The sequence below is a fragment of the Pseudomonas sp. AK-TSAG1-1 genome (genome assembly GCF_056821665.1).
Genome location: NZ_CM165965.1, coordinates 3,834,232 through 3,849,326, shown reverse-complemented (window position 1 = coordinate 3,849,326; position 15,095 = coordinate 3,834,232). Strand labels below are relative to the sequence as shown.

The window sequence follows — 15,095 nt, the reverse complement described above, 5'->3', positions numbered from 1 at the left end:
CGCCTTCGCGAGCAAGCCCGCTCCCACAGGGCGGATGGTGTGAGGCTTCAGGCTTCGGTCAGGTACCAGCGCCAGTCCTGCTCACCCACCTCGGCCATGAACTGCCGGTACTCCGCCCGTTTCACCGCCAGATACACCCCGAGAAATTCCTGCCCCAAGGCATCCCGCGCCCATGCGGAATTCTCCAGCGCCTGCAGCGAAGTCAGCCAGTCGGTTGGCAGCAATTCCTTGGCTTGCGCGTAGCCATTGCCCTCGACCGGCGCGCCCGGATCAAGGTTTTCGCGAATGCCGCGATGGATGCCGGCGAGGATCGCTGCCGCCGCCAGATACGGGTTGGCGTCGGCGCCGCAGATGCGGTGTTCGATGTGCCGGGTGTTGGCCGGGCCGCCGGGGACTCGCAGGCTGACGGTGCGGTTGTCGACGCCCCAGGTCGGTGCCAACGGCGCGTAGCTGTTGGCCTGGAAACGGCGGTACGAGTTGGCATTGGGGCAGAACAGCAGCAGCGAATCGAGCAGCGAGGCGAGCATGCCGCCAATCGCGGTACGCAGCAGCGGAGTGCCGGCCGGATCTTGTGAGGCGAACAGGTTGTGCCCCGCGCCATCGGCGAGGCTGACGTGCATGTGCATGCCGGTGCCGGCCAGATCATCGAACGGCTTGGCCATGAACGTCGCCTGCATGCCGTGCTTGTGCGCCACGGCTTTGACCAGACGTTTGTAGCGCACTGCCTGATCCATCGCCTGCAGCGCATCGCCGTGCTCAAGGGTGATTTCCACTTGGCCCGGGGCGTATTCCGAGATCGCCGTGCGCGCCGGAATACCGTGCAGTTTGCAGGCGCTGTAGAGGTCGGCGAGGAACGGTTCGATCTGTTCCAGTTCGCGCAAACCGTAGACCTGGGTGTGTCGCGGTCGGCCACCGTCGGCATCCAGCGCCGGTTGCGGACGCCCGTTGTGATCGCGTTTGGCATCGAGCAGGTAGAACTCCAGCTCGCAGGCCATGACCGGGTGATAACCCTCGGCCTTGAGGGCGTCGATCACCTTGATCAGCAAGTGACGCGGGTCGGCGATGCTCGCTGGCATGCCTTCGGTCGGGTGCATGCTGACCTGCACCGCAGCGGTCGGAATCTGCCGCCATGGCAGGCGCACCAGACTGCCTTCGAGCGGGTAGGCGCGGCAGTCGATGTCGCCGACGTCCCACACCAGACCTGAGTTTTCCACGTCCTCGCCCTGCACGGTCAGCCCGAGGATGGTGCTGGGTAACGGGCGACCACTTTCATACACCGCCAGCAGTTCTTCGCGGTGCAACAGCTTGCCGCGTGGCACGCCGTTGGCGTCGAGGATGAACAGCTCGATCATGTCGATGTCGGGGTTCTGTTCAAGGAACAGGCGTGCGTCTTCGATGGCTGCGAATTTCATGGTCAATCACTCACGATGGCGCCGCACGGGCGCGCAGATTCGGGCCGGACGCAGTTCGGCAATAGGCGCGGGCGTCCTGGCAGGGATATCAGGTAATAGAGGGCTGTCGCGGTTTATAACGGGCGCGATCAGACAGGCAGGGCGATATCCGGCGGGCGTGCGGAGTGACGCAGCTTGGAACGGCGCAGGGCCATGGGGAGATTGACGATGCGATTCATGCGCGGCCCCTGTGACAGAGGGCGCACACAGCGGAGACGTTCAACCTTTCTGGTTGTTGTGGTGACGTACTCATAACGCGTGTTTCCGTTGGCGGAAAACGTCGGTGGCGGGGCAGACCCGCCGACCGGTGTGCCCGGATAGTAAGGGGCAATCTGCGGGCGTGTAAACCGGTGATTGCGCCCTTGTACCGTTGGCCAACGTTCAGCGCAGCAAGTGCAAGCCCAGCCCGGCGAGGGCGCAAACGATCAACACTGCAATCACGCCGCGCTTGAAAATGAACAGCGCCAACGCGGCCAGCAACGCCAGCACAATCGAAAACACGTCCGCTTGCCCGGCAAAACCGGTCGGCCAGAACACGTGATAAGCGAAGAAACACGCCAGGTTGAGAATCACCCCGACCACCGCAGCGGTGATGGCGGTCAACGGTGCAGTGAACTTGAGTGCGTTGTGGGTCGACTCCACCAGCGGCCCGCCGGCGAGGATGAACAGAAACGAGGGCAGGAAGGTGAACCAGGTCACCAGCGTCGCCGCCAGTGCACCCGCGGCGAACGCGTGTTCCGCGCCAAACGCCGGTTGCACGTAAGCGCCGATGAAACCGACAAACGCCACCACCATGATCAGCGGCCCGGGCGTGGTTTCGCCAAGCGCGAGGCCATCGATCATCTGTGTCGGCGTCAGCCAGCCATAATGCCCGACGGCGCCCTGATAGACATACGGCAACACCGCGTAAGCGCCGCCAAACGTCAGCAACGCGGCCTTGGTGAAAAACCAGCCCATTTGCGTGAACGTGCCGTCCCAGCCGAACAGCGCGGTCAGCAGCCACATCGGCAAGCACCACAGCGCCGCGCCGACCAACAGCAAGCGCCACAGCTTCGGCAGGCTGAATCGCGCATGTTCGGGTGTCGGCGTGTCGTCATCGATCAACGCCGGGCCGAAGGATTTTCCACTGCTGCGTTGGCCGCCATTGTCGAAGCGTTGCGGCGCCAGTCGCCCGCCGACGTAACCGATCAGCGCCGCACCGAGCACGATCAGCGGGAACGGCAGATTGAAGGCAAAAATCGCCACGAACGACGCCCCGGCGATGGCCCACAGCCAACTGTTTTTGAGTGCTCGCGAGCCGATACGATGCGCCGCGTGCAACACAATGGCGGTCACCGCCGGTTTGATCCCGTAGAAGATCCCGGCCACCACCGGCACGTCGCCGAACGCGATGTACACCCACGACAGTGCAATCAGGATGAACAACGACGGCAATACGAACAGCGCCCCGGCGATCACCCCGCCCCAGGTGCGATGCAACAACCAGCCAATGTACGTCGCCAGTTGCTGGGCCTCGGGGCCGGGCAGCAACATGCAGTAGTTGAGCGCATGCAGGAACCGCCGCTCGGAGATCCAGCGCCGGCGTTCGACCAGTTCCTGATGCATGATCGCGATCTGCCCGGCCGGGCCGCCGAAACTGATGCAGCCGAGCTTGAGCCAGAAGCGCCAGGCCTGGCGCAGCGTGACGGGATCTGGGCGGGGCAGGTTGTTGGGCGCTGTGCTCAAACGAGACTCCGGAGTTTGATCCTGGCGGAGTTGCTATCTAATCAGACTTTCAACCCTCACCCCAGCCCTCTCCCTGAGGGAGAGGGGGCCGACCGAGGTGTCTGGCGTTATCCATCGACCTGAAGATTGAGTCGATTATGGATTCAGAGCCGATCTTTCGATTCGGTGAATTTCTTCAATATCCCCCAATCAGTCCCTCTCCCTCCGGGAGAGGGTTAGGGTGAGGGGCTCTTGATCTTCAGGCATGCGCCAGGCTCCAGCGCAGCGCCGCATTCTGGTCGCTCTCCCGCGCCTCGACCCAATGCGAACCCTGTGCCGTGCTCTCGCGCTTCCATAACGGCGCACGAGTCTTGAGCACATCCATGATGAACGCGCAGGCCTCGAACGCCATGTGCCGGTGTTTGCTGCTGACGCCGACGAACACGATCGGCTCGCTGATCGCCAGTGCGCCGACCCGATGCACAATCTCCACGCCCTGTAGCGGCCAGCGCTCGCGTGCTTCCTCGGCGATCTGTTCGAGGGCCTTTTCGGTCATGCCCGGATAGTGTTCGAGGAACAACTCGCTCACGCTCTGGCCGATGTGCAGATCACGCACATACCCGATGAAATTCACCACCGCGCCCACCCGTGGATTGCGTGCATGCAGGTCGGCGGTCAACTGGCCGACATCGAAACTTTTGTACTGTACCCGTACCGTCATGTTCAGCCCCCGGTGACCGGTGGAAAAAACGCGATCTCGTCGAAGTCTTCGATGGCTGCGCTCGGTTGGCACAGCTCCTGATTCAACGCACACATCAGGTTGCCGGCACCGAGCACTTCGCGCCATTCCTCACCACGGGCCATGAGCATCTGCCGCACGTCCTCGATGCTGCGCAGATTGTCGGTCAGCGGGATTTTCTCGCCGCCCAGATTGAGGCGATCACGGTAGCTGGCGAAGTAGTTGATCAGGATCATTGCGCGTTCTCCCATTGAAAGTGCCCGGAGCGCCCGCCCTGTTTGCTGAGCAGGCGGATGTCGCCGATGACCATCGCCCGGTCCACAGCCTTGCACATGTCGTAGATAGTCAATGCTGCGACGCTGGCGGCGGTCAGGGCTTCGAGTTCGACCCCGGTCTGGCCGGTGAGGCGACAAGTGCTGGTGATCTGCACGCGGTCGGGTTCGCAGGCCTTGAGCTCGACGTGAATCGAGCTGAGCAGCAGTGCGTGGCACAGCGGAATCAGCTCGTGGGTACGTTTGGCAGCTTGAATTGCGGCGATCCGCGCCACGGCGAAGACGTCGCCCTTGGGGTGGCCGTTGGCCTGGATCATCTGCAGCGTTTCCGGGCGCATCTGCACCCAGGCTTGTGCGGTGGCTTCGCGGCGGGTCGGCGCCTTGTCGCTGACGTCGACCATGTTGGCGCGACCCTGATCGTCGAGGTGGGTGAGGGTGTTGCTCATGGCGAAAGCTCCTGGATCGGGCTGTAGATTCTGGGGGCGTTGCGGTGCGGGACGTGGATCAGATTGAGCCGGTGCTTGAGCGCCCAGCGCACGGTCAACGCCGTGGGGGCGGACAGGCTGACGAGGGTGCCGAGGCGGGCGCGCACTGCTTTGTGGATCAGTTCCAGGCTGCACCGGCTGGTGACCACCACGAAGCTCTGGCGCGCATCGACTTCGGCGAGGTGCATCGCGCCGATCAGTTTGTCGAGGGCGTTGTGCCGGCCGATGTCTTCACGGCACAGCAGCGCTTCACCGCTGGCATCGAAGTACAGCGCCGCGTGCAGGGCGCCACTGCTGCGAGCCAGTTGTTGGGCCTGCTCGATGCGTTGGCGGATGCCGTCGAAATGCGCGGCCGGTGGCAGTGCGCAGGGTTGCAGGATGTCCAGTCGAGGCAGTGCCTGCTCCAGCGCTTCGACGCCACACAGGCCGCAACCGCTGGTGCCGGCCATCTGCCGACGATGATCTTTCAGTGCCCAGAAGGCACGGCTGCTGATCTGCACATCAGCCTGACAGGCCTGATCGAAATGGCTCAGGCGGATGTCGTAGATCTCGTCGACGCTGTCGATGATCGCGTTGCTCAGGCTGAAGCCGCGGATGAAATCTTCGAGGTTGCCGGGCGAGACCATCATCACCGCCTGGCTCAGGCCATTGAAGGTGATCGACAGGGCGATTTCCGAGGCCAGGGCGGCGTGCGAGAGCGAGGCGTCCGTGAGGTATTCGCGAAACGCGACCTGTGACGGTTGCGGCGCGGGGGCGTTGGCATCGCCCGGTTCGGCAGTTGGATCAACTTGGCACAGCATCTTGAAAGTCCCGAAGCGCTGAAGTGGGATCAGGCTACGGGGGTGTTAAAAATGCGTCCAATCGCTTGTTCCGATCTGGTGATTGGGTTGGTCGATCACCACGGTCCTATCCGGAATTTGTAGTGGCTGTGCTGGCCTCTTCGCGAGCAAGCCCGCTCCCACAGTTGAAATGCATTCCAGCTGTGGGAGCGGGCTTGCTCGCGAAGACGGCCTGACATCCAACATCAATGTCTGGACAGGCCACTCAAACAACCGGTGCTTCAACCCCGAACAGCTTGCGTGCCTCGGCAAAACACTTCTCGGCAATCGCCGACCGCGGTTCGGTCTTGCGCATCACCAGCCCCAGCGGCGCCAGCACGCTGGCGTCCGGCAACTGCATGAACGACAAATGTTCGATCGGCTCTTCCAGCCCGCTGTCCAGCGGCATGATCGAGCAGCAGAAGCCCTGGTGAATCGCCTGCAACAGCTGATAGGTCGAATCACTTTCCAGGATCGGCTGCGGATTGAGCCCGCGGCTGCGGAAACTCAGGTCGATGGATTTGCGGTAATGCATGCCGGTAGTGATCATCCCCAGCGGCAGTTCGGCGGCGTCTTCCCAGCTCATTTCCGAGCCTTCGAAATGGTAGTGACGATTGTCGTAAAGCAGCCCGACACGGGTTTCGCCGATCTCGAAAAACTCGAAGTAGTTCGGGTTGACGTGGTCCAGATAGCACACGCCCAGATCGAGCTGGTTGTTGCCCAGCCCCTCGATGATCTCGTTGGAACTGAGCGAAGACAGACTGAATTTCAGCTCGGGGTAGGTCGCGGACAAGCCCTGAATGTAATTGACCGGATTGAAGCTGCTCAGCGGCACCAGCCCCAGACGCAGGCTACCGACCAGTTGCCCGCGGCACGCCGCCGCTTCGGCGAACAGGCCGTCGTGGGCTGCCAGCAGCGTGCGCGCCCAGGCCAGCACTCGTTCGCCGGCCTGAGTGAAACCTTCAAAGCGCTGACCGCGATTGACCAGCACCAGATCCAGTTCATCTTCCAGATTACGCAGGCGCATCGACAGGGTCGGCTGGGTGATGTGGCAGCGGGCGGCGGCCTGGCCGAAGTGGCGGGTTTCGTCCAGTGCGATCAGGAACTTGAGTTGTTTGATGTCCACGATGGCACCTGCTCGTTGTGAAATTGGAATGAGTATTGACGCAGATGCGCGCAGCGCACGGAAAACGCGAGGCGAGACGATCTCACCTGACTGTGTTGGCGTCCAATCGGAAGAATTGAAAAGCTTATCGATCAGCTCTATCGCGCATGATTTCAAAGGCGTTGGTCGAGGTCAACGGGACCGATAGAGCGGGTCGATAATGTGTTTGGTTAGAGTGATTAGACAGTACTCATAAGTGGCACTTAGGCTGCTGGGCAATGTGATCAACTACTGCCGGAGAGTCCCATGAGCGCGAAAGCGGATGCCCTGTTTGTCCCCCTGAACATTGCCGTGCTGACGGTCAGCGATACCCGCGATTACGCCAGCGATACCTCCGGCCAGTTGCTGGTCAGTCGTCTGTTGGAGGCCGGCCATACCCTGAGTGAGCGCAATCTGCTCAAGGATGATCTGTACAAGATTCGCGCCCAGGTTGCTCAGTGGATTGCCGACGACAATATTCAGGTGGTGCTGATCACCGGCGGCACCGGGTTCACCGGTCGCGACAGCACACCGGAAGCAGTGGCCTGCTTGCTCGACAAACAGATTGATGGTTTCGGTGAGTTGTTCCGCGCGATTTCGATTCTCGACATCGGCACGTCTACCGTGCAAAGCCGAGCGCTGGCCGGACTGTCCAACGGCACGCTGGTGTGCTGCCTGCCGGGCTCGACCGGCGCCTGTCGTACCGCATGGGAGGGTATTCTCGCCGAGCAACTGGATAACCGTCATCGCCCGTGCAACTTCGTGCCACACCTCAAGGCAGTGCAAGCCTGCGGGCCGCGCGGATGAGCAAGGCACCCTTGATGCCGGTCGAGGACGCCCTCGACCAGTTGCTGGGCATGGCCGATGAGCAACGTCTGGCCGACAGCGAGTTGTTGTCGCTCGATGCTGCTCGCGCACGGGTACTGGCCAGTGATCTGGTAGCGACACTCGATCTGCCACCGTGGCCGAACAGTGCCATGGACGGTTACGCGCTCAATCTCGCCGACCTGCATCGCCAGCCGCTGAAAGTGTCGCAAAAGGTTTACGCGGGGCTGGCGCCGGACGCCCTGTTGCCTGGCACCTGCGCGCGGATTTTTACCGGTGCACCGCTGCCGCCCGGCGCCACCTGCGTCGAGATGCAGGAGAACGTCGAGGTGCTGGAGGACGGCCGCGTGCGTTTCTTGCAGCCGCTGAAGGCGGGGCAGAACATCCGCGCGCAAGGTCAGGAAAATCGCGTGGGTGACATCCTGCTGCGTGCCGGCAAACGCCTTGGGCCATTCGAACTGGCGGTCGCCGCCGGGCAAGGGCTGGCGCAACTGCACGTGGTGCGTCGCCCGCGCGTGGCACTGTTGTCGACCGGTGACGAACTGGTCGAACCGGGCCAGCCACTGCGCCCCGGCAGCATCTACAACAGCAATCGTGTGTTGCTCGGTCACTGGTTGCGTGAGCTGGGCTGCGAAGTGATCGACGCCGGAATACTCCCGGATCGCCCGGCCCAGACGCGGCTCAAGCTTGAGCAACTGCAAGTGGCGGCCGACCTGATCCTGACCACGGGCGGCGTGTCTGCCGGCGATGCCGATTGCCTCGGGCAGGTGCTGCGCGAGGATGGCAAACCGCTGCTGTGGAAACTGGCGATCAAGCCAGGCAAACCGTTGACCGTGGGGCATTTCGGCACGGTGCCGGTGATCGGCCTGCCGGGCAATCCGACCTCGGCACTGGTGACCTTCGGGCTGCTGGCGCGGCCGTATCTGCTGCGTATCCAAGGCGTGGAAGACGTCATGCCGCTGAGCTTTTCGGTGAATGCCGGTTTCGACTGGCACAAACCAGGCAGTCGTCGTGAATACCTGCGTGTACGGCTGGAGGCGGGGAATGCGGTGCTGTATCCGAATCAAAGCTCTGGCGTCCTGCTCGGTGCAACCTGGGCCGATGGTCTGGTGGAAGTGCCGGAAAACAGCACTCACAGCATTGGCGACCCGCTGCGCTTCATTCCCTTCAGCGAACTGTTCTGACCCCGACACCAATCAAACCTGTGGGAGCGAGCCTGCTCGCGAAAGCGGTGTGTTAGTCAGCATGTGCGGTGGCTGACATGGCCTCTTCGCGAGCAAGCCCGCTCCCACCGTTTTAATCGGGTGGTGTCTGGGCCACTGGTGCAGCGCCGGCCCATGTGGGAGCGGGCTTGCTCGCGAAAGCGTTTGCACATTCGACATCAATGTTGACTGGATGACTGCTTTCGCGAGCAGGCTCGCTCCCACATTTTGATTTAGGGGGTTCGACCATTTTGCGGGTGTACCTCAGACCTGTAGGAGTGAGCCTGCTCGCGATCGCGGTTGTCCTGTCAACGCAGATGCAGGCTCAGCTCAGGACGTAGTCGACCGGCATCAGCATCGGCGGCAGATCTGCCACACCCAGCTCAGAGAGAATATCGCGCTCGATAGTGCGCACCAGCGAGTCTGTCGCCAGGTCGTTTTCGTCGCGGCCGAATGGGTCTTCCAGTTCATCGGCAATCGCATCCAGACCAAAGAACGTGTAGCTGACAATCGCCGTGAACAACGGCGTCAGCCAGCCCAGCGGCTCGGCCATGGCGAACGGCAGCAGGATGCAGAACAGGTAGATCGTGCGGTGCAGCAGCAAGGTGTAGGGGAAGGGCAGCGGAGTGTTCTTGATCCGTTCACACACCGCTTGCGCCTGGGTCAGGCTGGTCAGGTGATTGGCCAGGAGCATGTAGCGCCACTCGGTCAACTCACCGCTCTGATGCAGGTCGGAACACTGCTGGCCGACCTGCTGCAGAATCCGCCCGCTGTAATCCGGCACCTGCGTATCGTGTTGCGGCGTGATCCACGCACGGCTGGCCGCCGCTTCGCTTTCCCGGCGCAACCGCGCATTCAGCGCATGGGCAAACCCGCAGAGATTGAGCAGCAACGGCTTGCGCTGTACCGATTCGCGGATGACATGGGTTTCGCGGATCACCGAGCGAATGTGCACCAGCACATCCCCCCAGGCCTTGCGCGCTTCGTACCAGCGGTCGTAGCAGGCGTTGTTGCGAAAATTCATGAAGATCGACAGCGACAGCCCGAGCAAGGTGAACGGCGTGGCATTGACCTTGGTGAAGTTGCTCGGGTGGAGGATTTCAATCAGCACGATGGCCGAGGCCAGCAAGGTGACCATCAGGGTGCGCAGGGCGATGCGCTTGGCGATCGAACCCTTGAGGGTGAAGAGGATGGCGAATTGGTTGACCTTGGGTCTGATGATCATGCTGGGCGATCCCGGTTACGCAGGGTGAGGGCGGTTTCAACCGCCGGTCATGTTCATGAAGCGCACGACCTGGACGTCGTCGTTCACTTCGAAATTGTGGCGGTACGGCTTGAGTTTCATCGCCTCGATAATGGCCTTTTCCAGCCGTTGCGGTTGCCCCGGATGAGCGCGCAGCACAGCTTTGAGGTCCACCGAATGCTCGTTACCCAGACACAGTAGCAGGCGCCCCTCCACCGTCAGCCGCACCCGGTTGCAGGTGCCGCAGAAATTGTGGCTGTGCGGCGAGATAAAGCCCAGGCGAATGTCCGGCGCCTCGGCCACGCGCCAGTAGCGCGACGGGCCTTGGGTCGACTCGGCGGAGTCGATCAGGGTGTAGCGTTCGGCGATTTTCTCGCGCACCTGGGCACTGGAGTAAAACGACTCCGCCCGGCTGTGTTCGCTGATGATCCCCAACGGCATTTCCTCGATGAAGGAGATGTCGAGCTGGCGGTCGATGGCGAAGCTCACCAGATCGTTGATCTCCTGGTCGTTGCGCCCCTGCATCACCACGACGTTGAGTTTAGTTCGGGTGAAACCGGCCTTGCGCGCGGCATCGATGCCGCTGATCACCTGCGCCAGATCACCGGTGCGGGTCATTTGCCTGAAGCGCTCGGGGTCTAGGCTGTCGAGGCTGATATTCAGGCGCTTGACCCCGGCGTCGAACAGCGGCGCCGCGAGTTTGCCCAGTTGCGAGCCATTGGTGGTCATGCACAGCTCACGCAGGCCGGGCAGGGCGGCGATCTGCTCGCACAGCTTGACCACGCCCGGGCGAATCAACGGCTCGCCGCCAGTCAGGCGAATTTTGCGGGTGCCCAGTGCCACGAAGCTCTGCGCCAGCTGATAGATCTCTTCCAGCGTCAGTACCTGCTGGCGCGGCAGAAACTGCATGTCTTCGGCCATGCAATAGACGCAGCGGAAGTCGCAGCGGTCGGTGACCGACATGCGCAGATAGTCGACGCGGCGGTTGTAACCATCGATCAAGACACGCTCTGACATGACAGCCTCGCAGGAGTGAGAAGTCCGCATTAACGGAACAAGTTGGCGCAGGTTATGGGCAACTTCAGAGGGCGTCCAATCACTGTTAATGAACGGCTGATTGATTGCATCGATGATGAATTATTTCTCATTTAAAGTTGTCGCTTTAGTTTCGCAAGGCCCCGTAAATAAAGGGTTTTTAGCCGTGATAGACGCTTTCGATAGTGTGGTCATAAATAGCGATTAGACAATATTTTGTATCGGTTCATATCCTTGCTCCGGCAACTGAAACGACCGCTTTATTGCTGTGCAAAGTCGGCCGTCGCTGTTTAACCAAGATCAGGTTCATGCCTGCGTGCATCGTCATGGAGATGTCCCATGTCACAAGTCGACCGTTACAAACCTTACAAGGGTGCCGCTGCCGGTTGGGGGGCTGTCATCAGCCTGACCAAAAGCTGGCTGGGCAGTGAAAACGCCCTGAAAAACATCCGCGCCATGCTCAAGACCAACCAGAACGGCGGCTTCGACTGCCCGGGCTGTGCGTGGGGTGAAGCCCCCGGCGCGAGCATGCTCAAATTCTGCGAGAACGGCGCCAAAGCGGTGAACTGGGAAGCCACGGGCCGCCTGGTCGACCCGGCGTTCTTCAACAAGTACACGGTGTCGAGCCTGGCTGAACAGAGCGATTATTGGCTGGAGTATCAGGGCCGCCTGACTCATCCGATGCGCTACGACGCGCGGGTTGACCGCTATGTGGAAACCACCTGGGAAGACGCGTTCGCGCTGATTGCCGAACACCTCAAGGGCCTGAAATCGCCGCACGAGGCTGAGTTCTACACCTCGGGCCGGGCCAGCAATGAAGCCGCGTTTCTCTACCAGTTGTTCGTCCGCGCCTTTGGCACCAACAACTTCCCCGACTGTTCGAACATGTGCCACGAAGCCAGTGCGGTGAGCATGGGCGAGACCCTCGGCGTCGGTAAAGGCACCGTGGTCTACGAGGATTTGCACCACGCCGACGCGATTTTCGTCATCGGCCAGAACCCCGGCACCAACCACCCGCGCATGCTCGAACCGCTGCGTGAAGCGGTGAAGCGCGGCGCGCAAGTGGTGTGCATCAACCCGTTGAAGGAGCGTGGCCTGGAGCGTTTCCAGAACCCGCAGAACCCGATCGAGATGCTCAGCAACGGCTGGGAAGCGACCAACACCGCGTACTTCCGGCCGGCGCTGGGTGGCGACATGGCGATGATTCGCGGCATGGCCAAATTCCTCCTGCAGTGGGAGCGCGAGGCTCAGGCCAGCGGCGGCGAACCGGTGTTCGACCACGCGTTCATTGCTGAGCACACCTCAGGTCTGGACAGCTATCTGGCCGAAGTCGACGCCACGAGCTGGGAGCACATCGTCGAGCAGTCCGGTGTGCCGTTGCACGACATCGAACTGGCGGCGCGCATGTATGGCCGCGCCAAGAGCGTGATCATGTGCTGGGCCATGGGCCTGACCCAACACGTGCACTCGGTGCCGACCCTGCAGGAAGTCATCAACCTGCAACTGTTGCGCGGCAACGTTGGTCGCCCGGGTGCCGGTCTGTCGCCGGTGCGCGGTCACAGCAACGTGCAGGGCGACCGCACCATGGGCATCAACGAACTGGCGCCCAAGGAGTTGATGGACGCGCTGGAAAACCGCTTCAACTTCAAAGTGCCGCGCATGCACGGCCACAACACAGTGATGGCGATCGGTGCCATGGAGCGTGGCGAAGCCAAGGTGTTCATCGGTCTGGGCGGCAACTTTGCCCAAGCTACACCGGACACCCCGCGCACCCACGAAGCGATGCGCAAACTCGACCTGACCGTGCACATCTCGACCAAGCTCAACCGCAGCCATCTGGTCACCGGTCGCGACGCGTTGATCTTGCCGTGCCTGGGCCGTACCGACATCGATATCCAGGCCGAAGGTCCGCAAGGCGTGACCGTGGAAGACACCTTCAGCATGGTGCATCTGTCGTTCGGTCAACTGAAACCGAAGTCGGCGCACTTGAAGTCCGAGCCGGCGATCATTGCCGGGATTGCCGCCGCCACGTTGGGCAAACATCCAATCGACTGGGAGTGGGCCGTGGGCGATTACGGGCGCATCCGCAACCTGATCGCCGACGTGATTCCGGGCTTCGAGAACTTCAACGAGAAACTGTTGATCCCGGGTGGCTTCCACCTTGGCAACGACGCCTCGGACCGGGTCTGGAACACCGAGTCCGGCAAAGCCCAGTTCACCCCGTGCGTGCTGCCGGAACACCTGATCAGCGAAGGTGTGCGCAACCTGCCGGTCAAGCCGCACCTGATCCTGCAGACCATGCGTTCGCACGATCAGTACAACACCACGCTGTACGGCCTCGACGACCGTTATCGCGGGGTCTACGGCATGCGCGACGTGATCTTTGCCAACGAGCAGGACATCCAGCGGCTCGGTTTCGAACCGGGGCAGAAGGTCGATCTGGTGGCGCTGTGGGATGACGAGCGCGAGCGTCGGGTCAGCGGTTTTACCCTGATCGCCTACGACATTCCGCCCGGCCAGGCGGCGGCGTACTACCCGGAAACCAATCCGCTGGTACCACTGGAAAGCTACGGCGACCGGACCTACACGCCGACCTCGAAATTCGTCGCGATTCGTCTCGAAGCGGCCAAGGTCAGCAACCTGATCCCGTCGTCGGTGGCCTGACCCGCTACTGATAAAAACACTGGCAATTTGACTGGCTGCAGGCGTTAGCGCCTGGCGGTGGCCCGGCGACGTGCTGCCGCTTTTCAGCCTGGATGAGGACATCATCATGCTCAACATGGAGGCACTGGACCTGGCGCGAATTCAATTCGCGTTCACGGTTTCGTTCCACATTATCTTCCCGGCGATCACCATCGGCCTGGCGAGTTTCCTTGCGGTACTCGAGGGCTTGTGGCTGAAAACCCGTAACGACACTTACCGCGATCTCTACCACTTCTGGTCGAAGATCTTTGCCGTCAACTTCGGCATGGGCGTGGTCTCGGGGCTGGTCATGGCGTATCAGTTTGGTACCAACTGGAGCGGGTTTTCCGACTTCGCCGGGAGCATCACCGGGCCGTTGCTGACCTATGAAGTGCTGACGGCGTTCTTCCTGGAGGCCGGCTTCCTCGGGGTCATGCTGTTCGGCTGGGACCGCGTCGGCCGTGGCCTGCACTTCTTCGCCACGGTGATGGTCGCCATCGGCACGTTGATTTCGACCTTCTGGATTCTCGCCTCCAACAGCTGGATGCAGACCCCGCAGGGCTTCGAAATCGTCGACGGTCGGGTGATGCCGCTGGACTGGCTGGCGATCGTGTTCAACCCCTCGTTCCCGTTCCGTCTGGCGCACATGGCGATTGCCGCGTTTGTCGCGACGTCGTTCTTCGTCGGCGCGTCGGCGGCCTGGCATTTGCTGCGCGGTAACAACACGGCGCCGGTGCGCAAGATGTTTTCCATGGCGTTGTGGATGGCGCTGATTGTTGCGCCGATTCAGGCGGTGGTCGGTGACGCCCATGGCTTGAACACCCTGGAGCATCAACCGGCAAAAATCGCTGCCATCGAGGGCCACTGGGAAAACGCCGACAACGGTCCGACGCCGCTGGTGCTGTTCGGCATCCCGGACATGGCGGCTGAGAAGACCAAGTACGCGCTGGAAATCCCGTACCTGGGCAGTCTGATCCTGACCCACAGCCTCGACAAGCAGATCCCGGCGCTCAAGAGCTTCCCGAAAGAGGACCGACCGAACTCGTCCATTATCTTCTGGAGCTTTCGGGTGATGGCCGGGCTGGGCATGTTGATGATCCTTGTCGGTGTGCTGGGGCTGGCGCTGCGCCGTGGCGGCAAGCTCTATCAGCATCGCGGCTTTCAGCGCCTGGTAATGCTGATGGGGCCGAGTGGGTTGATTGCGCTGCTGGCCGGCTGGATCACTACCGAAGTCGGGCGTCAGCCGTGGGTGGTTTACGGTTTGATGCGCACTCATGACGCCGCCTCCCACCACTCGGTGGCGCAGATGAGCACCTCGCTGCTGCTGTTCGTGGTGATCTACTGCACGGTATTCACCGTGGGCATCGGCTACATGATGAAACTGGTGCGCAAGGGGCCGCAGCCGCATCACGAACATCCACCGCAGGGCGATGAGTTGCAGACCCCGCGCCGGCCACTGTCGGCGGCCACCGTCCCGATGAAGGAGCATTGAGTC

The 15,095-nt window shown here is 61.8% G+C and carries 13 protein-coding genes; 4 read left to right on the top strand and 9 right to left on the bottom strand.

Annotated elements, in window-relative coordinates; all coding sequences use genetic code 11:
- Window positions 1–47 precede the first annotated feature (47 nt).
- The 7 genes from AC1UK9_RS17010 to AC1UK9_RS16980 form a co-directional block, all read right to left on the bottom strand.
- Window positions 48–1,412, bottom strand: a complete 1,365-nt coding sequence (locus tag AC1UK9_RS17010) for a glutamine synthetase family protein (protein ID WP_025111328.1) — start codon at window positions 1,410–1,412, stop codon at window positions 48–50.
- A 420-nt stretch (window positions 1,413–1,832) separates the two neighbouring features.
- Window positions 1,833–3,176, bottom strand: a complete 1,344-nt coding sequence (gene chrA / locus AC1UK9_RS17005; RefSeq protein ID WP_482578071.1) for a chromate efflux transporter — start codon at window positions 3,174–3,176, stop codon at window positions 1,833–1,835.
- Window positions 3,177–3,414: 238 nt separating this feature from the next.
- Window positions 3,415–3,876 (bottom strand): molybdopterin synthase catalytic subunit MoaE, encoded by a 462-nt coding sequence (gene moaE, locus AC1UK9_RS17000; protein WP_482578070.1) that lies wholly within the window; start codon window positions 3,874–3,876, stop codon window positions 3,415–3,417.
- Window positions 3,877–3,878: 2 nt separating this feature from the next.
- A complete protein-coding gene (locus AC1UK9_RS16995) occupies window positions 3,879–4,130 on the bottom strand; it encodes a MoaD/ThiS family protein (protein WP_025111331.1) in 252 nt (83 codons plus the stop codon).
- Entirely contained in the window at window positions 4,127–4,612 is a 486-nt protein-coding gene (gene moaC / locus AC1UK9_RS16990; RefSeq protein ID WP_025111332.1) for a cyclic pyranopterin monophosphate synthase MoaC, read from the bottom strand. The genes AC1UK9_RS16995 and moaC overlap by 4 nt, the downstream gene beginning before the upstream one ends.
- The gene (gene fdhD, locus AC1UK9_RS16985) at window positions 4,609–5,451 is read right to left on the bottom strand and encodes a formate dehydrogenase accessory sulfurtransferase FdhD (RefSeq protein ID WP_482578069.1); all 843 of its coding nucleotides are present in this window, start codon (window positions 5,449–5,451) and stop codon (window positions 4,609–4,611) included. Before fdhD ends, moaC begins: the two co-directional genes overlap by 4 nt.
- A 244-nt stretch (window positions 5,452–5,695) precedes the next feature.
- Entirely contained in the window at window positions 5,696–6,595 is a 900-nt protein-coding gene (locus AC1UK9_RS16980) for a LysR family transcriptional regulator (RefSeq protein WP_025111334.1), read from the bottom strand.
- A gap of 285 nt (window positions 6,596–6,880) precedes the next feature.
- Between AC1UK9_RS16980 and moaB the strand changes: the two genes are divergently transcribed.
- Complete coding sequence (moaB, locus tag AC1UK9_RS16975; RefSeq protein ID WP_473012897.1) at window positions 6,881–7,420, top strand: molybdenum cofactor biosynthesis protein B; 540 nt, start codon at window positions 6,881–6,883, stop codon at window positions 7,418–7,420.
- The gene (locus AC1UK9_RS16970; RefSeq protein ID WP_025111336.1) at window positions 7,417–8,622 is read left to right on the top strand and encodes a molybdopterin molybdotransferase MoeA; all 1,206 of its coding nucleotides are present in this window, start codon (window positions 7,417–7,419) and stop codon (window positions 8,620–8,622) included. Before moaB ends, AC1UK9_RS16970 begins: the two co-directional genes overlap by 4 nt.
- Before the next feature lie 343 nt (window positions 8,623–8,965).
- On the opposite strand, the gene AC1UK9_RS16965 is transcribed toward AC1UK9_RS16970, so the two are convergent.
- Together AC1UK9_RS16965 and moaA are read right to left on the bottom strand one after the other, a co-directional pair.
- Entirely contained in the window at window positions 8,966–9,865 is a 900-nt protein-coding gene (locus AC1UK9_RS16965; RefSeq protein ID WP_473012896.1) for a bestrophin family protein, read from the bottom strand.
- A gap of 36 nt (window positions 9,866–9,901) precedes the next feature.
- Complete coding sequence (gene moaA, locus AC1UK9_RS16960; RefSeq protein WP_025111338.1) at window positions 9,902–10,900, bottom strand: GTP 3',8-cyclase MoaA; 999 nt, start codon at window positions 10,898–10,900, stop codon at window positions 9,902–9,904.
- A gap of 357 nt (window positions 10,901–11,257) precedes the next feature.
- Between moaA and AC1UK9_RS16955 the strand changes: the two genes are divergently transcribed.
- On the top strand, window positions 11,258–13,582 hold the full coding sequence (locus AC1UK9_RS16955) for an FdhF/YdeP family oxidoreductase (RefSeq protein WP_482578068.1): 2,325 nt from the start codon (window positions 11,258–11,260) through the stop codon (window positions 13,580–13,582).
- A 106-nt stretch (window positions 13,583–13,688) separates the two neighbouring features.
- Window positions 13,689–15,092, top strand: a complete 1,404-nt coding sequence (locus AC1UK9_RS16950; protein ID WP_482580483.1) for a cytochrome ubiquinol oxidase subunit I — start codon at window positions 13,689–13,691, stop codon at window positions 15,090–15,092.
- Window positions 15,093–15,095 lie beyond the last annotated feature (3 nt).